Origin of the sequence: Chitinophaga ginsengisoli, assembly GCF_003014595.1 — a bacterium.
GTDB lineage: Bacteria > Bacteroidota > Bacteroidia > Chitinophagales > Chitinophagaceae > Chitinophaga > Chitinophaga ginsengisoli.
On record NZ_PYGK01000001.1, the window covers coordinates 218,103 to 239,759 of the forward strand.

At 45.7% G+C, this 21,657-nt stretch carries 17 protein-coding genes and 1 tRNA gene; 11 read left to right on the forward strand and 7 right to left on the reverse strand.

All coding sequences use genetic code 11. The annotated features are described in order from the left end of the window. Positions 1-101 precede the first annotated feature (101 nt). The 3 genes from CLV42_RS00895 (at position 102) to CLV42_RS00905 (ending at position 6,499) form a co-directional block, all read left to right on the forward strand. Entirely contained in the window at positions 102-1,235 is a 1,134-nt protein-coding gene (locus tag CLV42_RS00895) for an esterase-like activity of phytase family protein (RefSeq protein ID WP_106600020.1), read from the forward strand. 506 nt (positions 1,236-1,741) lie between these two features. Beyond that, on the forward strand, positions 1,742-4,897 hold the full coding sequence (locus CLV42_RS00900; RefSeq protein ID WP_106600021.1) for a SusC/RagA family TonB-linked outer membrane protein: 3,156 nt from the start codon (positions 1,742-1,744) through the stop codon (positions 4,895-4,897). A 33-nt stretch (positions 4,898-4,930) separates the two neighbouring features. Then, positions 4,931-6,499: a RagB/SusD family nutrient uptake outer membrane protein gene (locus CLV42_RS00905; RefSeq protein ID WP_106600022.1), complete on the forward strand. Its 1,569-nt coding sequence runs from the start codon at positions 4,931-4,933 to the stop codon at positions 6,497-6,499. Between the two features lie 76 nt (positions 6,500-6,575). Here CLV42_RS00905 and map read toward each other — a convergent pair whose 3' ends face one another. Genes map through CLV42_RS00920 form a run of 3 tightly spaced genes read right to left on the reverse strand, consistent with a single transcriptional unit; the run spans position 6,576 to position 8,467 of the window. Next, positions 6,576-7,340, reverse strand: coding sequence for a type I methionyl aminopeptidase (map, locus tag CLV42_RS00910; protein ID WP_106600023.1), 765 nt, complete (start codon positions 7,338-7,340; stop codon positions 6,576-6,578). Between the two features lie 8 nt (positions 7,341-7,348). Continuing rightward, positions 7,349-8,035: a dTMP kinase gene (gene tmk, locus CLV42_RS00915; RefSeq protein ID WP_106600024.1), complete on the reverse strand. Its 687-nt coding sequence runs from the start codon at positions 8,033-8,035 to the stop codon at positions 7,349-7,351. 57 nt (positions 8,036-8,092) lie between these two features. After that, positions 8,093-8,467 (reverse strand): winged helix-turn-helix transcriptional regulator, encoded by a 375-nt coding sequence (locus CLV42_RS00920; RefSeq protein WP_106600025.1) that lies wholly within the window; start codon positions 8,465-8,467, stop codon positions 8,093-8,095. 153 nt (positions 8,468-8,620) lie between these two features. Here CLV42_RS00920 and CLV42_RS00925 point away from each other — a divergent pair, with 153 nt between their 5' ends. Continuing rightward, a complete protein-coding gene (locus CLV42_RS00925; RefSeq protein ID WP_106600026.1) occupies positions 8,621-9,496 on the forward strand; it encodes an SDR family oxidoreductase in 876 nt (291 codons plus the stop codon). A 514-nt stretch (positions 9,497-10,010) separates the two neighbouring features. Here the strand turns inward: CLV42_RS00925 and CLV42_RS00930 are convergent. Next, positions 10,011-10,084, reverse strand: a tRNA-Ile gene (locus tag CLV42_RS00930). Between the two features lie 155 nt (positions 10,085-10,239). On the opposite strand from CLV42_RS00930, the gene CLV42_RS00935 reads away from it, so the two are divergent. Then, the gene (locus CLV42_RS00935) at positions 10,240-10,854 is read left to right on the forward strand and encodes an HAD family hydrolase (protein WP_106600027.1); all 615 of its coding nucleotides are present in this window, start codon (positions 10,240-10,242) and stop codon (positions 10,852-10,854) included. 9 nt (positions 10,855-10,863) lie between these two features. On the opposite strand, the gene CLV42_RS00940 is transcribed toward CLV42_RS00935, so the two are convergent. The 3 genes from CLV42_RS00940 to CLV42_RS34525 form a co-directional block, all read right to left on the reverse strand. Next, positions 10,864-11,115, reverse strand: coding sequence for a hypothetical protein (locus CLV42_RS00940; RefSeq protein WP_106600028.1), 252 nt, complete (start codon positions 11,113-11,115; stop codon positions 10,864-10,866). A gap of 90 nt (positions 11,116-11,205) precedes the next feature. After that, the gene (locus tag CLV42_RS00945) at positions 11,206-11,550 is read right to left on the reverse strand and encodes a TM2 domain-containing protein (protein ID WP_106600029.1); all 345 of its coding nucleotides are present in this window, start codon (positions 11,548-11,550) and stop codon (positions 11,206-11,208) included. Further along, entirely contained in the window at positions 11,547-11,864 is a 318-nt protein-coding gene (locus CLV42_RS34525; RefSeq protein WP_106600030.1) for a DUF2752 domain-containing protein, read from the reverse strand. Before CLV42_RS34525 ends, CLV42_RS00945 begins: the two co-directional genes overlap by 4 nt. A gap of 217 nt (positions 11,865-12,081) precedes the next feature. Here CLV42_RS34525 and CLV42_RS00955 point away from each other — a divergent pair, with 217 nt between their 5' ends. From CLV42_RS00955 to CLV42_RS00980, 6 genes are all read left to right on the forward strand, one after another. After that, a complete protein-coding gene (locus CLV42_RS00955; RefSeq protein ID WP_245901394.1) occupies positions 12,082-12,510 on the forward strand; it encodes a ribosome maturation factor RimP in 429 nt (142 codons plus the stop codon). 22 nt (positions 12,511-12,532) lie between these two features. Beyond that, positions 12,533-13,780 carry a transcription termination factor NusA gene (gene nusA, locus CLV42_RS00960; RefSeq protein ID WP_106600032.1) on the forward strand — a complete coding sequence of 416 codons (1,248 nt, stop codon included), beginning with the start codon at positions 12,533-12,535 and terminating at the stop codon, positions 13,778-13,780. A 124-nt stretch (positions 13,781-13,904) separates the two neighbouring features. After that, on the forward strand, positions 13,905-17,489 hold the full coding sequence (gene infB, locus CLV42_RS00965; RefSeq protein WP_106600033.1) for a translation initiation factor IF-2: 3,585 nt from the start codon (positions 13,905-13,907) through the stop codon (positions 17,487-17,489). A gap of 90 nt (positions 17,490-17,579) precedes the next feature. After that, positions 17,580-18,965, forward strand: a complete 1,386-nt coding sequence (locus CLV42_RS00970) for a peptidylprolyl isomerase (protein WP_106600034.1) — start codon at positions 17,580-17,582, stop codon at positions 18,963-18,965. Between the two features lie 135 nt (positions 18,966-19,100). Further along, positions 19,101-20,948, forward strand: a complete 1,848-nt coding sequence (locus CLV42_RS00975; RefSeq protein WP_106600035.1) for an amidophosphoribosyltransferase — start codon at positions 19,101-19,103, stop codon at positions 20,946-20,948. Positions 20,949-21,155: 207 nt separating this feature from the next. Then, positions 21,156-21,656, forward strand: a complete 501-nt coding sequence (locus tag CLV42_RS00980) for a SixA phosphatase family protein (protein WP_106600036.1) — start codon at positions 21,156-21,158, stop codon at positions 21,654-21,656. Position 21,657: the final 1 nt, after the last annotated feature.

Sequence of the window (21,657 nt, forward strand, 5' to 3'; positions counted from 1 at the left end):
ACGTGCCCACATCTTACTTTTCTCATATACTGTATGAGCATAGTTATACTTAATCCCCGAGATATTTTTCATTCACTACTTTTGTGAAGAGAAATATTTATATGAGAAAATATATGCTGCTGGTTATACTATTGAGTGCTTGTGCCACCATTCCCAAAACCAGCGTTAAAGACACCACAATACTTCCTATTCACTCACTGACATTACTGCATAAATACATCTTTCCCTACAATATGCTATTCAACGGCACCACAGTAGGAGGGCTTTCGGGTATAGACTATGACAGCGCCCGGAAGGTATATTACCTGATCTGCGATGATCGTTCAGAAAAACAGCCTGCCCGGTTCTATACCGTTCAGGTGCCGGAAAGTAATTACGACAGGGACAGCATTCGTTTCACTCATGTTACCTATTTAAGAATGCCTGATGGCAATGTATATCCGTCAGCGAAAACCCTTGCGCCCGATCCGGAAGCAATGCGTTATAACCCGCATACCGGTCACCTGGTATGGAGCAGCGAAGGGGAGAGGATCATTTCGGGGCAAGGTAATATTATCAATGATCCCGGTATATATGATATAGACAGCAGCGGGCGGTATCTGGGTAGCTATCCCCTGCCAGAGCAGTTCCACATGCGGGCCACGGAAAATGGCCCAAGGCGCAATGGCGTATTTGAGGGACTTGGATTTACTCCAGATGACCGTTATATGTTTGTGAGCCTGGAAGAGCCGCGGTACGAGGATGGTCCACGTGCCGACCTGAGAGATACTACCGCCTATATACGCATTATCAAATATGACCTGCATACCCGCCAACCTATAGCCCAGTATGCTTATAAGTTATCGCCTATTGCACACCCCTCAGTCCCTGATTCAGCCTTTCGGGTGAACGGCATCTCTGACATCCTGGTACTCTCTGAAACGCAGCTACTGGTGATGGAACGTTCATTTTCAACTGGGGTAAAAAACAATACGATCCGTGTATTCAAGGTAGACCTTCAACATGCTACTGATATTAAGGCCGTCAATTCACTCCGTGAAACAACTCGTTTTACGCCTGCACAAAAGACATTACTCCTGAACTTTGATACACTGGATACGTTTGTTGATAATGTAGAGGGAATGACCTTCGGGCCTGTTCTATCTAACGGACACCGCAGTCTCATTTTCGTTGTTGATAATAATTTTGATAGAAAAGAGGAAACGCAGTTTTATATTTTCGAAGTTAAACAATAACGAATACTATTTTGCCACAAAAAAACATACAAAATAGGGAAGTATGTCAAAATAATACTTTCCTGTTTTGTCATTTTATGTCATTTTTCTGATTTACATACAAATTGCTGAAATTCCTCCCTTATCCTCTCCCATAGCAGTTTTTCACCGTTCAAAACTTTTTTGCAAAAACGTTTTACTTTACTTGAAAAATATTATACTTTTAACACGGAGTTACCATATTTATTCAAAAAGCCGAAATCGTTATAGAAACCTGAAGTATTGAACTAAAATTAACAGAACTAAAATTCCGTAGCGTTATTCGAATCATTAATCATTAATTATTACTTGTAGCTTTTTCTTATCCGAATAGGATAACTATCAGCATTTATTTTATTCTTTTTCATTACAGGCCACGTAAAATAATGATGTAATGTAAATGTAACTGTAACAGTAATCACTGTACTTGTCATGCTGCAATCGAATGTATTGCGGCGTAAAACTCTATTATCTAAAACCTCCAGAATATGAAGTCTAAATTCACACGTTTCATGAGGATCGCGGTGCAAGGCACATTAGCATTGCTGATGACGCTGCACGCATTCTCACAAAGCCGGAAAATCACCGGTAGGGTCCTTGACAACAGGGATAATTCCCCGCTCCCTGGGGTATCTGTACAAATTAAAGGTACCAGTAGCGGCACACAAACTAAACCAGATGGTACTTATAGCATTGATGTGCCGGCTGGTGGAACCCTTGTGTTTTCTTTTGTTGGTTACCTGAGCCAGGAAAAAGCGGTTAATGGCGCTCCTACCATTAACGTCAGCATGTCCTCTGACGTAAAATCCCTACAGGACGTAGTAGTAGTAGGTTATGGTGCTACAAGACGTTCTGACCTGACGGGTGCTGTAGCCTCTGTAAAAACCGCACAACTGGAAGAAAGGCCCGCAGCTTCTGTAAACCAGGCACTGGCGGGCAGGATCCCGGGTGTACAGGTGAACACCAACTCCGGTCGTCCGGGTGGTCAGACCAATGTGCGTATCCGTGGTTTCAGTTCTATCAACACTACCAACAACCCGCTCTATGTAATTGATGGAGTGGTAATTCCGGTAGGTGCGCAAACACAGAACAGTAACGCAATCGACTTCTTAAACCCGAATGAAATAGCATCTGTAGAGGTACTGAAAGACGCATCCTCTACAGCGATCTATGGTGCGAGAGGTGCGAACGGTGTTATCCTGGTGACTACTAAAAGAGGTAATGCCAGCGGTAGCCGCGTTACTTACGATGTAGGCCTGGCTTACAACACCATCGGTCCAAAACGCGTTCACATGCTGAATGCAAAAGAATATATGCAGGTAGAAGACCTGGCTTGGAAAAATGCAGAGATCTACGATCCGGTTGAATGGGCTAAGGGAACCTATGTATCTAAAGATCCTAAGTTAAAAAGGACCAATCCTGACTTGTTTGATGCCAATGGCAATCCAAAATATGATACAGACTGGTTTAAAGAATCCGTACAGCACAAAGTATCTCACAGCCATCAGTTAGGCTTTACAGGTGGTGATGAAAACAGCCAGTTCGGTCTGTTTCTGGGTTACAGAGATGATGAAGGTCTGCTGTTGAATTCTTATCTGAAAAGATATTCTGCACGTTTCACATTTGACAGCCAGATGAAAACATGGCTGAAAGTAGGTGGATCATTGGGATACACCAACCAGAACGAAAATCTGGTAGATATCGGTACAGGTGGTCTGAACTCTGTTCGTATGATCACGGAAGCACTGCCTTTCCTGCCGGTTAAAATGCCAAACGGCACATTCAGCAACAATAAGCTGTATCCTGGTGCTGAAGGCGGCGCTAATCCTGTACATATCCTGACTGACCGTAAGTATATCCTGCAGACACAGAACGTATTAGGTAACGCATATGCAACTATTACCCTGGCAAAAGGCCTGGAATTCCGCTCTGTTGTAGGTGCTAACGTAGTAACCCGTGGCAGGAATGAATGGAATGGGCGTTCCCTGATAGATATCTCTGCCACCCAGAAAGGTATCGCGATCGTGGCTAACGACAGGGAAACTTACTGGTCTTTTGAAAACTATCTAACCTATAACAAACGCTTCAACAAAGTTCACTCTATCAACGCATTAGCGGGTGTGGGTTGGCAGGAAGATAACCTCTTTGGCTTCAATGTACGTGGTGAGAATTTTTCCACCGACTATCTTGAAACCAACAGCATCGGTTCTGCTGGTCTGATTCCTTCATCCGGCGCAGGCTCCCGTAATCTCGGTTTTGCCTTCAACTCTTACTTTGGCCGTGTGAACTATGGCTTTAAAGATAAGTACCTGGTTACATTCACAGGTCGTGTGGATGGTTCTTCCAAGTTCGGTCCTAACAACAAATATGCATTCTTCCCTTCCGCGGCGTTGGCATGGCGTGCATCTGAGGAACCATTCCTGAAAGACAATCCAACCATCTCTACATTGAAACTGCGCACCAGCTACGGTCTAACTGGTAACTCTGAGATTGCGCCTTATAGTTCCCTGTATTCATTGACCGCAAGCAACGATTATGCGTTCCCGCTGAACGGTCAGAAAGTACAGGGGGTAGGTACTAACAGGCTGCCTAACAGGGACCTGAAATGGGAAAAAACTGCACAGTACGATTTTGGTGTGGAACTGGGTCTGTTAAAGAACAGGATCTCCCTGGAAGCGGACCTTTACTACAGGAAAACCACAGATATGCTGCTAGATGCTCCTGTGCCTACTACCAGTGGTTACACGGTAATCAGCAGAAACGTTGGTGCGATGGAAAACAAGGGTTTGGAAATTGGTCTGAATACTGTGAATATTGAAACCAAAAACTTCTCCTGGTCTACTACTTTCAATATCTCCTTCAACAAGAATAAAGTACTGGCGCTGGCTTCTCCTGCCGACATATTTGGTGTAGGTGGACCTAACTTCACTAACCAGACAAACATTATCCGTGTAGGCGAGCCTGTAGGTTCCTTCTGGGGTCTGGTACGTGAGGGCACCTGGTCAACCAAAGATGCTGCAGAAGCTGCACTGTTTAAAGACTACCGTGGTGGTAAACCAATCCTGCCTGGCGATATCAAATACCGTGATGTAAATGGCGACCACGCTATTAACGATGCTGACCGTATGATCATCGGTAATGGTAACCCTGACGGATGGGGTGGATTCTTCAATACCTTCAAGTACAAAAATCTGGATCTGACTGTTGAACTGCAGTTCGTTTATGGCAATGACGTACTGAATATGACACACCACTCCGGCGAAGACCGTACTGGTCTGGCTAATAGCTTCAAATCTGTATTGAATTACTGGACACCAGAGCATCAGAATACTGACATTGCTGCTCCACGTAATCCAAGTGCTGGTTATGTTACTAACGTAGACACCCGTTGGGTAGAAGATGGCTCATTCCTCCGTGGTAAGAACCTGGCACTGGGCTATAACTTCTCTACTGAAAAACTGAAACGCCTGCATCTCAGCAAACTGAGAGTATATGCATCTGTACAGAACTTCTTCCTCGCTACTAAATTCAGTGGTAACGATCCTGAGGTAAGCACTTACTCACAGCCATTTGCACAGGGACAAACATTCTTTGATTATCCGAAACCAACTACGTTCCAACTTGGCGCTAACGTTGCTTTCTAATCAATCTAACATTTATCAGAAAAAGAGATGCTCATGAAGAACTACATAAAAAAAACCGCACTTAGCATATTGATCGGTGGCAGTTTATTTGCTACCAGTTGTAACAAATTCCTGGAAGAACAGGATCCCTCCAACCTGTCGCCAGACATCTATTATACCTTACCGGAACATGCGGATGCAGCTGTGTATGCTGCTTACGCACGCGCCCGATTCATTGGTAGTGGTGCAGGTATCTTTTCTGCTAACTTCCAGATGCTGGATGCGCCAACAGGTACCGCGGCTACATCAACTGCTCAGAACTCTGACCTGAACAACCTGTTGGGGCTTGTATATGATGGAGATAATCTCCATGTCAGACAATTCTGGACTGGTGCCTACAGAGTTATTGCACAGGCCAACATGGCGCTCGACAAGATTCCTGGTATCCCCAATATGGATGAGGGAATGAGAAAAACCACGATGGGCGAAGCTGCTTTCATGCGGGCATGGTCTTACTTTTATATTGTAAGGCTTTGGGGTGATGTTCCTTTAATAACAAAACCACAGGTACCTACTTCTCCTGATTTCTATCCTACGCGTACAAGTACAGATAGCGTATATGCCCAAATTATTGCGGATCTGAAAATGGCTGAAGAAGCTGGTCTGCCATGGATGGATGCATCCGGCAGGGTAGGTCTCGCTGCCATCAAAACAGAATTGGCAAAAGTATATCTTACCATGGCAGGCTATCCGCTGAACAAAGGTGCAGAATATTACAGGCTGGCGGCTGATAAGGCAAAAGAGGTAATTGACTATGCCAAAAATAATACAGGCCAGATCAATCTGTTTGACGCTTACAGCCAGATGCGTGATGTAACTAACAACAATAAGGTAGAACACCTATTTGAAGTACAGTACCTGGCAGATATCGAGGGTAATCCAATGCAGTCACTGATGCTTCCCAACAACTCCCTGTTAAAGAACATCTCGGCTTTCGGTAGTGGTGTAGGTAGCTCTATCCCTAACTCTTCCTTCTACGATTCATACAAGAAGTTTGAACCTAAGGATAAACGCACAGATGAACAGCAGTTCTTCTTTACCTCTTATTACGTAGATGGCAAAGGTGCCCCGTTCCAGTTAGACAGACCTTACATCTTCAAATTCTTTGACGTAGCTGGTCATGGTAAACCAGGTGCCCCTGGTACCGGCAGAAGCAACCTGAATATGCCTCAGATCCGCTTTGCTGAAACATTGCTGATCTATGCAGAAGCACAGAACAGAGCGGATGGTACTCCTAATGCTGACGCTTATACCGCATTAAACCGCGTACGCGGCAGAGCAGGCCTTGATCCTTTATCAGGACTGGCACAGGGCACCTTCGAAGAAGCAGTATGGCGTGAGCGCTGGCATGAGTTCTGTTATGAAGGTATCACCTGGTTCGACATGGTACGTCTGAGAAAAGTATACAACGAAAGCAATAACGGCTTCGATAACTTTGTAGGGCATGTTAACAAAAACTCTGGTGCGACACTGGCAGAAAAACACCTGCTGTTCCCATTACCAATCCAGGAAATGCGTAACAACCCGAATCTGAGACCTCAGAATACAGGCTACGGTTCATAAGATCAGTTCCTTCCAATAAAAAAAGAGAGGGCCTCGTTTTAAAACGAGGCCCTCTCTTTTTTTATTGATAATGCGCTTAGTCCCAGATCTGGTTGGAAGCGGTCAGGATCACCGGCTGTCCATCAGTTACAATGATTGTATGTTCATGTTGTGCCACAAAACTGCCGTCGTTCGTCACCAGCGTCCATCCATCGCCCATATCATAGGCGAAAGAAGCTCTTGTAGAGATAAATGTCTCAATGGCCACCACACTATTCTTGCGGAAACGGTTCTTATTCGTGCGGTCATAATAGTTGGGGATCTCTTTAGGTTCTTCATGCAGGCTTCTACCTACACCATGCCCCACCAGGTTCCTGATAACCCGGTAGCCCATTTTCTTTGCTGTCGATTCAATGAGATGTCCCACATCCGCAATCTTCACACCACCTCTGATCTCATTGATCGCTTTTTGTAATATCAACTTGGAAGCATTCACCAGCGGGTTATGATTGTGAATATCATTTCCCAATACAAATGATCCGCCGTTATCACCCCAGTAGCCATTCAGTTCTGCAGAAACGTCAATGTTCACCAGGTCGCCCTCTTTCAGTATTTTATTCCCCGTAGGGATGCCATGCGCCACTTCATTATTCACGCTGATACAGGTCCAGCCAGGGAACCCGTAGGTCAGTTTCGGTGCAGACTTCGCACCCATTTCATTCAGTAAACTGCCACCGTATTCATCCAGCTCTTTTGCTGACATACCCGGGCTGGCATATTCTCTCATTTTCCTTAATGCAATACCAACGGCCTCGCTCACAGCCTGCATACCTGAAAGGTCTGCATTGGATGTTATAGACATGATCCTTATTATTTTGTAATGTTATGTATAATGGCTGCGTGGATCTCTTCAACAGACTTCATCTTCCCATCACCGTCATAACAGATAATCTTTGTGACGGAAGGATCAGTATCTGCTAATACTTCGTACTCCTGCTTCACCGCCAGCTGAAGGGAAAAGTCCTTCTCATGGATATCGTCTTTTCCATTCAGGTACTTCCTGTCCTCTCCTGAACGTCTTTCTGTCAATGCTTTCTCTGTAAAAGAAAACGGTACATCGAGATAAACGGAAAGATCCGGCTGAGGAATACGGTTATATTCATACTCAAACATGTTGATCCATTCACGCAGCTCTTTTTTCTCTTTTTCTGTATGCAGCTTTGCACATTGGAACGCAATATTGGACAGCACATAGCGGTCTACCAGTACCACATATCCGCTGGCCAGCCATTCATTGAGATGGTGTGCAAATGCCCTTCTGTCTTCGGCAAATAACAGCGCCACCAATTGCGGGTGTACATTTTTTACATCTCCGAAGTCACCCCGCAGGAATTTTGCGACCAGTTCTCCGAACACGCCTTCCTGTACAATAGGGAAGTGTACGAACCTTGTTTCTATACCCTGCTTATTAAAATATTCCGTCAGTAAAGCGATCTGGGTAGACTTGCCTGCCCCGTCCAGTCCTTCAATGGCAATAAACCTGCTGTTATGCTGCATTAAAAATCAGTTAAAACTATCTGCAAAGATATCACTAATTCAGGGTACGACCACTGACTAGACACCTGCAGTATATTTTTCGCGGGAAGTATAGATGCCCTGCATATGCGTTTCTGCCCATTCAGCCAGCCCTTCCAAATGAGGTAGCAGAGAGTGTCCCCGTTCTGTAAGGCTATATTCCACTTTAGGAGGGATCTCCGCATATACTTTACGGGTAACCAATCCGTCGGCCTCCAGGATCTTGAGTGTAACGGTCAGCATCTTCTGGGAGATGTCCCCAATTCCATGATGCAGTTGATTGAAGCGCATTGTGCCTTCTTTCCCCAGGACAAGAATGATCAGCATAGACCATTTGTCGCCCAAACGGTCCAATACGTTCCTCACTGCACAGGCGCCTCCTCCGGAGGCACGATATTTTTTTAAAATATCCATTGTTTTAATACATTGATAATCAACAATACTTACTCTCAAGTAACAACCATACTGAATGGTGCCTTCTTGTCAGGCATTTCCTGACGCCTTACTTTTGACTTACTAAAAGTAAGTAAAGGAAATTAAGTAACCAATACAGTAAAATTAACGAAAATGGGAAAAATATTAGTAACAGGAGTAACCGGACTTCTTGGCCGTATCGTATTAGACAAATTGCTCAGCAAAGTGCCAGCTTCCAATGTAAAGGTATTGGTACGTGATGAAGCAAAAGCTGCTCCGTTCAGGGAGTTGGGTGTGGAAGTAGCGATAGGTAGCTATGATGATAAAACTTCACTCGTAAACGCCTTCAAAGACGTGGACAAGCTGTATTTCGTATCCGGCAGCGATACTGCCAAACGCGGTCAACAACACGAAAATGTGGTAAGTGCGGCTATAGAGGCGAAAGTAGGCCATGTGGTGTATACCAGTTTCCAGCGTAAGAACGAAACTGAAACATCTCCCATCTACTTTGTTGCCTCCACCCACCTGCTGACGGAAAGGCTGCTGCAGTCATCCGGGCTGAAATACACCATCCTTAAACATGGTATTTATACCGAGATGATACCGATATTCATAGGAGACAGGGTCCTGGAAACCGGCGTTATTTTCCAGCCGGCCGGGGAGGGTAAAACCGCCTTCATCCTGCGCAGCGACCTGGCAGAAGCAGGCGTGGCAGTGCTGACAGGCCAAGGGCATGAAAATCGCAGCTATGAACTGACCGGACCGGCAGCGGTATCTTTTGAGGAAATAGCGGCAAAAATTTCCGCTGTTACCGGTAAGAACGTTTCTTATGTATCACCGACACCAGAAGTTTTTACTGCTGAACTGACAAAAGCAGGTGTACCAGCAGAGTACATCGGATTATTTGCAGGATTTAGCGAAGCCACCAAAGAAGGCGAGTTCGCAAGCATCTCTACTGATCTGGAAAAACTGACCGGCAGAAAAGGAGGAAGCGTGGAAGCATTCCTGGAGCAGGTATACGGCAAATAAACAGCATACGGAGAACTGTGAATAGGAGAGGTACCTCGTTTAAAAAGCGGGGTACTTTTTTATTTTATAGCGCGCTGTCTTGTGTTTTCTGGCAGGAGTAGTTCCGAATGGTTTACGCAACGCAACGGCTTTTTAGTCCGGTATGGCTATACTTCGGTTTCGCTCCGACTATACTACGGGTTCCTACCTACAGGCTCTCTGGTCCTACATTACAGGCACTATTCTATAGCGATCGCTATAGGAAGTGCCGATAATGCTATAGTAATGAGCCTATAGGATATAGACCGTACACTATCTCCACCGAATACATACCCATAAAGAAGCGTGCGAATGGATGTACCAAACACGCTTCATACACGACGTATACACGACGCATCTACGGAACATCTCACAGATTGGGGGTGACTGCGGATTGTCTCAGGGATTTTAATTCCCCTTGCAACCCATGCTCTGCAAATCCTGTGAAATGAAAAAAGGCTTCCAGCGAATAAACGCTGAAAGCCTTTTTGTTTCGTGGTCCCACCAGGGCATGATCCTGGGACCCCCTGATTATGAGTCAGGTGCTCTAACCAACTGAGCTATAGGACCTGTTCTTTGCAGAACGAATATTTTGAAACTTTCTCGTGGGTTCCCTTTTTCAGGGAGGGCAAAATTAATTATTTTTTATTCAATTATCCAATTCATTTCTGATTTTTTTATTCCTGCCATATACCTTTGCACTTTCTTATTCAGCAGTTCATACAATGAAAGGTATTAAACACATCATCTTCGATCTGGGCGGAGTTATTATTAATCTCGATTACCAGTTGACTTACAAGGCGTTTGAGAACCTTGGGGTAAAAGAGTTCACAAGTTTGTACAACCAGTTTACGCTCAACACACTGTTTGACGACCTGGAAACCGGCAAGGTTGAACCGGAAGTGTTCCTGAATGAGATGCAGCAACATACGGCACCGGGTACTACTCATCAGCAGATCATTGATGCGTGGAATGCTATGCTGTTGGACTTTCCTCTACGCAGGTTGCAGATATTACAGCAGTTAAGGCAGCATTACGGATTATACCTGTTGAGTAATACCAATGCCATCCACCTGGCCGCCTTTAATAAGATATTACAGGACAGCAGGGGTATTCCTTCGCTGGCATCCTTTTTTGATAAAGCTTATTATTCTCACCTGATCGGGTTACGTAAGCCTGAGAAGGAAACATATCAATTTGTGTTGGAGGAGAATGGCCTGGATCCGGCCGAGACCTTATTTATAGATGACACACTTCCTAATATTGAAGGTGCCCAAGCTGTTGGCTTACAAACAATCCATCTCCTGCCGCCCAAGACGATAGCAGATATTTTTAAATAACAGTGATGACTATTTGATTTCCTCAAAATCCAGGTAATCCCCCTTCTCCGCTTTTTTAGGAGCGGTGTGCGGTTGCTGCGACTGGGCAGCCTGTCTCTGGGCCTGTTCCTGTTGCTGGTATTGACGACGGAGATGTTCCTGGATGTCTCCCATCTGCCTGCGTACATGTTTTGTAGACTGATATACCGGCACGATGAAGTCAAATACAAATTTGTACAGCAACCAGAACACGAATGCTAAAAATGCGTATTTCAGTATCATGGAACAAATGTAGCAGTTAATCTGCTTTCAGGGCAGAGAAAAATTGGCCTTTAAGTTTTCTTTAACAGCCAGGAAAGCAGATCAACCTGATTATAGACCTAACAGTGCGGCACTCTGAAGAGCGGCCTTCTTGTTGTACTCCCAGGTCAATTTACGATAATTGACTGCATCAACAATAGTACCGATCCAGCACAAACCAACTGTTAAAATATATAAAACGCCCATACCTACCTGGTTCATCAGGAAGCGGTGAATACCTGCCGGGCCGATTAGTCCTACGAGGCAAAGAATAAGAATAAGCTGGGGATCCTTTCTCCGTCCTTCATAAACAGCCAGGAAGCGCTGACGGGTTTCAATGGAGTAGTCGCGGGTAAGTTCCTGTAGCCATAATAGCTCTTCCTGTTCAATACCGGGTAAGCTTACGAAATCTGTCATGTATAGTGGTTTTTAGGTTCTGCGAAAGATTGCCATTGCAGTCTGGCGAGTTGAAAAGTCCGATACAGTAATATTAAGATAGCAAATGGGCCCAGGGGATGACTTTTCAGGGAGGCACGCCACTCTCCATGTAAGAAAAAACTAATGGAATGACCCAGGCCACATCCGGGACACCAGGGTATTCCCATTCTTTTCAATAGGCAGAAAGTTGCTTTACTGTCCTGATGGGGATCCATAAAAAATAAAAGTAATAAAGCTGTTGGCCACACGATCAACTCTATATTAACACGTTGTATGTATGCTTTAATCTGCATATTTCGTATCAGGGGTACAGTTATTATAATTTTTTGAAATCTTTGCGGACAGGGCGTTTTCTCTAATGAAATTATTTCATACAAGTTAAAGAAAATGTTCTTGGATCAAAATAAAATCCTAATTTTGCATAGGAAAATGATACTAACGAAGGGGACTGAGCGGTCCCCTTCTCGTTTTTTTATGGCAAATGAACAAGTGATAACAAACATCCGTGACATGGCAGCAGAAATGCTTGCACCTTATCCGGAATACTTCGTAGTAGATGTGCGGATAAAGCCCACAAATAATGTAAAACTCTTTGTAGACGGGGATAATGGCGTACCTGTAGATAAACTGGTCGCATTTAACCGGAACCTGTACACCCGGCTTGAAGGTGCTAATTTGTTCCCTGACAACGATTTTTCCCTGGAAGTATCCTCTCCCGGATTGGACGAACCGCTGAAACTTCAACGTCAATACGTTAAAAATATTGGTCGCAAGGTGGCTGTTACTTTATTGGATAATTCCGAAAAAGAAGGTACGCTGTTGGCTATTACAGAGGAGAAGGTGACGATTGAGGAGCTGGTAGGGAAGAAAAAAGAGAAAAAAACAACTGACATAAATTTAAATGAAATCAAGCACACGAAGGTGTGCATCGTGTTTTAAAATATAATAATATAACCGAAACATGGCTAGTATTAACCTGATTGAGTCATTCACGGAGTTTAAGGAGGCGGAAAACATTGACCGTCCGACGTTAATGAAAGTGTTGGAAGATGTATTCAAAACTCTTCTCCGTAAAAAGTATGGCTCTGATGAGAATTTTGACGTGATTGTAAATACTGAGAAAGGTGACCTGGAAATTTTACGCCGCCGTACCATTGTAACAGATGGTGAAGTGGAAGACGATAATGCCCAGATTGCTTATTCTGAAGCCATTTTAGTTGAACCAGATTATCAGGTAGGCGAAGACCTTTATGAGGAAGTAGAGATCATGGATTTTGGCCGCAGGGCCATCCTTGCTGCAAAGCAGACGCTTTCTGCCCGTATCGGTGACCTGAAAAAGAATATTCTTGTAAAGAAATATGCTGACCGTGTAGGGGAGATTGTAACAGGTGAAGTGTACCAGGTATGGAAAAAAGAAGTTTTATTGCTTGATGATGAAAGGAATGAGTTAATTTTACCTAAATCTGAACAAATTCCTACCGATTATTTCAAGAAAGGGGAAAATGTAAGGGCAGTAGTGAAAAAAGTGGAGATGAAGAATAACGCTCCGCTTATCATTCTTTCCCGCACCCATCCGACCTTCCTGGCTAAATTGCTGGAAATTGAAGTTCCCGAGATCTTTGACGGCCTTATCGTAATCAAGAAAATCGTACGCGAACCAGGAGAAAGAGCTAAAGTGGCAGTGGAATCCTATGACGATCGTATTGACCCTGTTGGTGCCTGCGTAGGTATGAAGGGTAGTCGTATACATGGGATTGTACGTGAACTGCGTAACGAAAACATAGATATCATTAACTATACCTCCAATATACAGTTGTTGATCCAGCGTGCATTGACGCCCGCGAGGATCAGCCGTATGGAAGTGGATAATGAAAATAAATATGCTTCTGTTTTCCTCAAGGCAGACCAGGTGTCTCTAGCAATCGGAAAAAAAGGTGTCAATATTAAACTGGCCTGCGAATTGACGGGTTATGAGATTGATGTTTTCCGTGATGAAGAGCAGGAACAGGCCGAATATGACATTGATCTGGGAGAATTCTCCGATGAAATCGAAGAATGGGTATTGGATGAACTCAAACGTATTGGTTGTGACACTGCCCGCAGTGTACTTGACCTGACAGTAGAGGAACTGGTACGCCGCTCAGACCTTGAAGAGGAAACAGTAAAAGAGGTAAGAAGAATACTACAGGAAGAATTTGATAAAGAGTAGGTCCATACCACAACTTCCCCGGGATGTGGGCTTACTTGACAGAAAGTATTTTTTAGTTATTGTTAATTGTTAAAAAGGAGTCCCGTTAGCTAACGGGAAAAAAGGGGAGGCCCGAGATTACAATATGCCTGAAGTAACAAACAACACGCCACGATTGCTGGCTGCAGCCAAGGAGTTCAATATTGGTAAGGAAACGCTGATCGATTTCCTTGCTAATAAGGGCTATGATATGGGGGGCTTTGGCTCACCCAATGCCCGCCTTACGTCCCAGATGTATGCAGCTTTGCAGTCCGAGTTCCAGCAGGACAAGGCTAACAAGCGCAAAAGCGATCAGATAGCCCTGCCTAAAGGAAGTGTGTTAGATGCAATGAAGAAGAAAGAGAAGGAAGAAGCAGAGGCAGCAGCCAAGAAGAAAGAAGCAGCTCCTAAAGAGGAACCCACACCCGCGGCCGCAGTTGAAGCGCCTAAGCCTGAACCAAAACCAGAACCAAGGCCGGAGCCTAAAGCAGAGCCCAAGCCCGAACCTAAACCGGAGCCTAAGCCTGAACCTAAACCCGAGCCAAAACCGGTACCGGTGGCGGAAGAAAAGCCTGTTGTCAAAGCAGAAGAAGCTCCTAAAGAGCCAGTCGTAGCCCCTCAACAGCCTGTTGCGGAGAAAACGCCTCCTGTACAGACACAACCGGAAACACCGGAAGTTACAAAAACAGATACGCCCAGGATCAATGGCCCGAAAGTCATCGCCACTATTGATCTGGATGCACTGAATAAACCAAAACGACCTCCTGCACCACCGACATCCTTCAGGAAGCCGGAACAGGAGGAGAAACCAGTTGTTGCAAAACAACCGGAACCTACCGCCAGCGAGAAAGAAAAGGTAAAAGAACCTGCTCCGCAAACGCCGGCACAACCGCAACCCGTTGCACAGCAACAGCCTCCGGTAGAAGCAACCAAACCAGCACAACCTGAAGCCAAACCGCAGCAACCCGTGCAGCCAGTACAAAACGTACCACCGGTACAAGAAGAAAAAACAACAGCACCTGCTGCTGAAAAACCTGCTGTCCCCGCTGTGGAAGAGAAACAAGCGCCGGCAGCCGAAAAATCGGCAGCTGCTCAGGAAAAAACTAAAGAACCGGCAGAAGCGAAAGAACAACAACCCGCACAGAAACCGGCCGCACAGCATATGGACGAAGTTGCAGCAGACATTGCATCAGACCAGGAGGATAACGGAGGCACTGCCGTTATTGAAAATATACAGGCCGAAAAACTCACCGGTCCTAAAGTGATCGGAAAAATTGAGTTGCCTGTACATTCAGAAAGACGCGACAACAAGGGTAACAGTAATTTCAACCGTGGTGGTGGCGGCAACAACAATGCCGACAACAACCGTAAGCGGAAACGCATTATCGTTGAAAAGAAACCTGAACCTATCCAGCCAGGCGATCTTTCAAAAGGTGGTAACACCGAAAACCGCGGTCCAGGTAACCGTGGAGATTTCAACAGAGATAATAGAGATAACAGGGATAACCGTCCAGGTGGCGGTAACCGTGACAATACCAACAGACCAGGTGGTGGTCCTAGCAGACCGCACGCTGCGCCTAACCGCGATGGTCGTCCAGGTGGACCTGGAGGTAACAGACCAGGTGGCGGACCACACGGTGGTGGTAACCGTCCAGGCGGCGGACCAGGTGGTAACAGACCTGGCGGCCAGCATGGTGGCGGAAACCGTCCAGGTGGCAACTTTGGTAACCGTCCGGGTGGTCAGGGTAACTTCAACCGTGATCGCGACAGGAAACCTGAAGACAAAGAAATCGATAAGAACGAAATCCAGAATAAGATCAAGGAAACCATGGCCAAAATGACTGGCGGTGGTAACCGTGGTAAGAATACTAAAGCTAAACAGCGCCGTGAGAAACGCCACGAACTCGCAGAGCAAATGGCCAACCAGGGAGCTGAAAACAACAAACTCCAGGTAACAGAGTTCGTATCTGTAAGTGAACTCGCTAACCTGATGGATGTAAGCTTTGCTGAGGTGATCTCAAAATGTATGGGCCTCGGTATCATGGTGTCTATCAACCAGCGTCTGGACGCAGAGGTGATAGAACTGGTAGCAGGAGAGTTCGGTTATGAAGTGGAATTCATCGGTGTAGATGATGCGGATGAAATGGAGGAAGAAGAAATCACTGATAATGAGGAAGATCTGATCCCAAGAGCACCTATTGTGACCATCATGGGTCACGTAGATCATGGTAAGACATCCTTGCTCGACTATATCCGTAATGCAAACGTAGTATCCGGCGAGGCAGGGGGTATCACCCAGCACATCGGTGCCTACCAGGTAGTTACGTCGTCCGGTAAAAAGCTCACCTTCCTGGATACTCCGGGTCACGAAGCGTTCACCGCGATGCGTGCCCGTGGTGCCAAAGTAGCCGATATCGCCATCATCGTGATTGCTGCAGATGACGCCATCATGCCACAGACACGGGAAGCGATCTCCCACTCACAGGCTGCAGGCCTGCCAATGGTATTCGCTATCAATAAGGTGGATAAAGACGGCGCTAATCCTGAAAAAATCAAAGAACAGCTGGCAGGTATGAACCTGTTGGTGGAAGACTGGGGCGGTAAATACCAAAGCCAGGAAATTTCTGCCAAGAGCGGTCTGAACATAGACGTCCTGCTGGAAAAAATACTCCTGGAAGCTGAATTACTCGAACTGAAAGCGAACCCGAACAGGGAAGCTTCCGGTAGCGTAATTGAAGCATCCCTCGATAAAGGCCGTGGTTACGTAGCCACCGTGCTGGTACAAAGCGGTACCCTGCATCAGGGAGATACCATCGCTTCCGGCTCTCACTTCGGTAAGATCAAGGCGATGTTCAACGAACGCGGCCAGCGTGTTGACTCCGTAGGACCATCTTCACCTGTACAGGTGCTGGGTCTGAACGGTGCGCCGCAGGCAGGTGAGAAGTTCCGCATGTTTGAAGATGAATCCGAAGCGAAAGAAGTGGCTAACCGCCGTGCACAGATCATCCGTGAGCAAGGTATCCGTACCAAGAAACACATCACACTGGATGAGATCGGACGCCGTCTTGCACTGGGTAACTTCAAACAGCTCAACCTCATTATCAAGGGTGACTTTGATGGTTCTGTAGAAGCGCTGAGCGACTCCCTGCAGAAACTGTCTACCGAAGAGATCGTAGTAAGCGTGGTGCACAAAGCAGTAGGTCAGATCACAGAATCCGACGTATTGCTGGCAACTGCATCCGACGCGATCATCGTAGGTTTCCAGGTACGTCCTTCTTCTCAGGCATCCAGACTGGCAGAAAAAGAGAACATCGAGATCCGCACTTACTCCATCATCTATGACGCTATCGACGAGCTGAAGAGCGCGATGGAAGGTATGCTGGAGCCGAAGATCGAGAAGAAAGTAGTAGCCAACGTAGAGATCCGCGAAACTTACCGTTTCGACAAGGTAACCGTAGCAGGTTGTTTTGTACTGGACGGAAAGATTACCCGCAACACCCGTGTAAACCTGGTGCGCGAAGGTATCGTAATCTACACCGGCGAACTGGCCTCTCTGAAACGCTACAAGGATGATGTGAAAGAAGTTGCCTCCAACATGGAATGTGGTCTGAGTATCAGAAACTATAGCGACCTTAAAGTGGGCGATATAGTGGAAGGCTTTGAAGAAGTAGAAGTTAAGAGGACTTTATAATATCAGCATAAACTTTTGTTAAAAAGATAAGCCGCCCAATAGCGGCTTATTTTTTATTGGCTATTTTTGAATTTCACTGCACTTGTTAACATGAATAAAATTTTTGCACTTTCTGCGGGTACTTTACTCTTTTGTCAGGTAGCCGCAGCCCAGCAGAAAATGGTAGCTGATAAAATCGCAGCTATTGTGGGGGATAAAATCATTCTCAGATCGGATATCGAGGGGGAAATGGTCAATCTGCAGCGTTCTACTCCAGATGGTACTATACCTCCTAATGCTCCCTGTATGATCATGGAACAAATCATTGCTCAAAAAGTAATGGTGATGCAGGCGGAAAGAGATAGCTTGCCCGTGAGTGAACAAGATGTGGATGGTCAGATTGACAACCGTATCCGTTATTTCGAAGATCTCTACGGCAGCCGTGAGAAAATGAAAGAGGTGACCGGGTACTCTATTTACCAACTACGTGAGCGTTTCCGCCAGCCTATTAAAGAAGGGCTGCTGGCAAAAGCAATGCAGGACAAGATCACTGGTTCAGTGAAGGTGACACCCTCCGAAGTAAAGAAATATTTCGACGCTATCCCTAAAGATAGTCTCCAATTTTACGAATCTGAACTGGAAATCGGTCAGATCGTAATATTGCCAAAAGCTACCAAGGAAATGGACCAGTATGCGATAGACCGCTTGCAGGAGTTCAAGAAACAGGTGCAGGATAAAACCAGTGATTTCGGACGTTTGGCGATACTCTATTCAGAAGATCCCGGCGCCAAGGAAAATAAAGGGGTATACATCCTGAACCGTAATGACAAGCAGTGGGACCCTGACTTCCTCGCAGCTTCTTTCCGTCTGAAAGAAAACGAGATCTCCTCACCGATAAAAAGCCAGTTCGGTTACCACCTGATCCAATGTATCAAACGTCAGGGAGACAACATCACCGTACAGCATATCCTGCTGAAACCGAATGTGACACGTAGTGACCTGACAGAAGCGACTAAGAAACTGGACAGCGTGCGCCTGCTTATTCTGGATGGAAAAATGACTTTCGGAGAAGCAGTAGCGAAGTTCAGTGACCTTCAGATGTCGAAATTCGATGGTGGTATGCTGCAGAACAGAATGAACGGTAGCACCCTGATCACCATTGACCAGCTGGACCAGCCTTCTGAAAGAGATATAGTACTGTTACTCGACACCCTGAAACCAGGAGGCATCTCTAAACCAATACCTTATGTCGATGATCAGCCAGGCGGCCGCGGTGGTATCCGCATTATTTATCTGAAAACACGTACAAATCCTCACCGGGAAAATATGACCGACGATTATGCCCGTATCCAGCAGCGCACCCTTCAGCTGAAGCAGCAGGACGCCCGCGATAAATGGCTGAGAGAAAAGATCCCGACATATTATATCCATGTGGAAGACGAGTTCAAACAATGTAACCACATCGCCAAGTGGATGGGAAGTATAGCAAAACAATAACACATATAATTCAATAGCAATCCCCGGCATAATATATGCCGGGGATTGTTGTTTTAGGGGTAGCCTCGCATTTATCATTCAGCGTTGGGCGTTCGGCTTTTTACCCGTAACTTTGCGCCTTCAATTCTAATAGGGATGAGTGATGCCATAAAACATGAATGCGGACTAGCGTTTATCAGACTTAGAAAGCCGTTCTCATATTACCAACAGAAATACGGAACTGTTTTCTACGGCCTCAACAAGTTGTACCTCCTGATGGAGAAACAACATAACCGCGGACAGGACGGAGCAGGTATAGCCACAGTAAAGTTGAACACGGAACCGGGAGTACCATTTATGCATCGCCTGCGAAGCAGCGCACCGCAAGCCATCGGAGATATCTTTGCCAAGGTCAGAGACGAAATAGACGAAATAGAAAAATACCAGCCGGAAATCACCAAATACCCGGGCCTCATGAAAGGCCACATGCGTTTTCTCGGAGAGCTGATGATGGGACACCTCCGCTACGCCACTCAAGGCAAGAACAACGTAGAACTCTGCCACCCTTTCGTACGTCACAATACCATTCCTGCACGCAACCTCGCCCTTGCCGGTAACTTTAACCTGGTGAACGTGGATGAACTGTTCAAGTTCGTGAACGTTGAACCGGGAGAAACACACCGCAACAGTGACCTGGCTGCCATGCTGGAAGTATTGCACCACTTCCTCAGCAGGGAAGATGAAGAAAGACGTAACGGACTGGATGTGAAAAATATCCTCCAGCAGGCATTTTCTATGTTTGACGGAGGTTATCATGTATGTGGATTGATCGGTAGCGGAGATGCCTTCGTTATGCGTGACGCCCACGGTATCCGCCCGTCTTATTATTATGTCAATGAAGATGTCATTGTTGCCGCTTCTGAACGTGCTGCCATCCGCACAGCGTTCAATGTGGGAGAGAATGAAGTACTGGAACTCATGCCAGGTAATGCCCTGATCGTAAAAGAAAACGGGGAATACAGCATAGAGCAGATCCTCGCACCGAAAGAGCGTCGTGCCTGCAGCTTCGAACGTATCTATTTCTCCCGCGGAAATGATGAAAAGATCTATAAAGAACGTACCGCTTTAGGATACAACCTGTCTGAAACTGTGCTGAAAAGCATAGACAATGACCTGCGTAATACCATCTTCTCCTTCATTCCCAATACAGCGGAAATTGCCTTCTACGGTATGCTGAAAGGGCTGGAAGATTATCTGAACAAGATAAAGGTAGAACGTATCGTGTCATGGGGTAAAGACTTCGACGAAGAGAAACTGACGGAAATGGTGAACCGCCGTATCCGTATAGATAAAATTGCCATTAAGGACGTGAAAATGCGCACCTTCATTACTGCTGATACCAGCCGTAATGAGATGGTACAGCACGTATACGATATCACTTATGGTACAGTACGTCCGGGTATAGATACCCTGGTAGTTATAGATGACTCCATTGTACGTGGTACCACCCTCCGCGAAAGCATCATCAGGATGCTGGATCGTCTGGGACCAAAACGTATCATTGTGGTATCATCTGCTCCACAGATCCGTTATCCGGATTGTTACGGTATTGACATGAGTAAAATAGGGGATTTTGTGGCCTTTAAGGCGGCTATTGAGCTGTTAAAAGATCATGGCAAGGAACACATCCTTCAGGAAGCCTATGGTCTCTGTATGGAACTGCAGCGCACCAATACCCTGCATGCCCAGAACGTTGTGAGAAATATTTATAAACCTTTCACAACAGCCGAGATTTCCGCCAAGATCGCCGAGATCATTACACCTTCCGACATCAATGCTAAAGTAGATGTCATTTACCAGTCCATCGAAAGCCTGCACCAAGCCTGCCCGAATAACCTGGGAGACTGGTACTTCACCGGCAACTTCCCGACACCTGGTGGTAATCGTGTAGTGAATAAAGCATTTATGAATTACATGGAAGGCAAAAACGAAAGAGGATACTAAGAATATAAAAGGGCTCGTGTAAAACGGGCCCTTTTTTTTTGGAGATCTCCATTATTAAATTTCCTTTAAATCCACCATTCCCCGGCCGGCAGAGGCTCCTGTATAACACTTACTTTCAGTAAAATCCGTAAATTAGTTAGTATTAAATAGGAACTAACTCAAACCGCGAACGGCAATCTCTTGTTGCTACATAATAACATTGTTGTTATGAAAACATTATTACTTATCCGTCATGCCAAATCAAGCTGGAATGACCCCGACGTAGACGATTTTGACAGGCCTCTCAATAAACGTGGCAAACTGAACGCCCCTGAAATGGCTCATCGTCTCGCAAACCGGGGCATCACGCCTGAGCTGCTTATTGCCAGTCCGGCCAAACGTACTAAAAGCACAGCAAGGCTCATGGCCAAGGAGTGGCACTACGACAAAGATGCTATCCTGCTGGAGGAGGAGCTATACCTGTGTTATGCCTCTACCTTTCTGAAAGTGATCACGAAGATTGACGATGACATAGATACAGTCGCCCTGTTTGCACACAATCCAGGTATTACCGACTTTGCCAATTATGTAACCCAGGAAATCAGGATTGATAATATTCCCACCTCCGGCGTATTTGCTGTTCAGGCAAACATTCAGTCATGGAAAGACTTTGACCGCGCCAGGAAGTCCTTCCTTTTCTTTGATTATCCCAAACAGGAAGTTGTCTGAA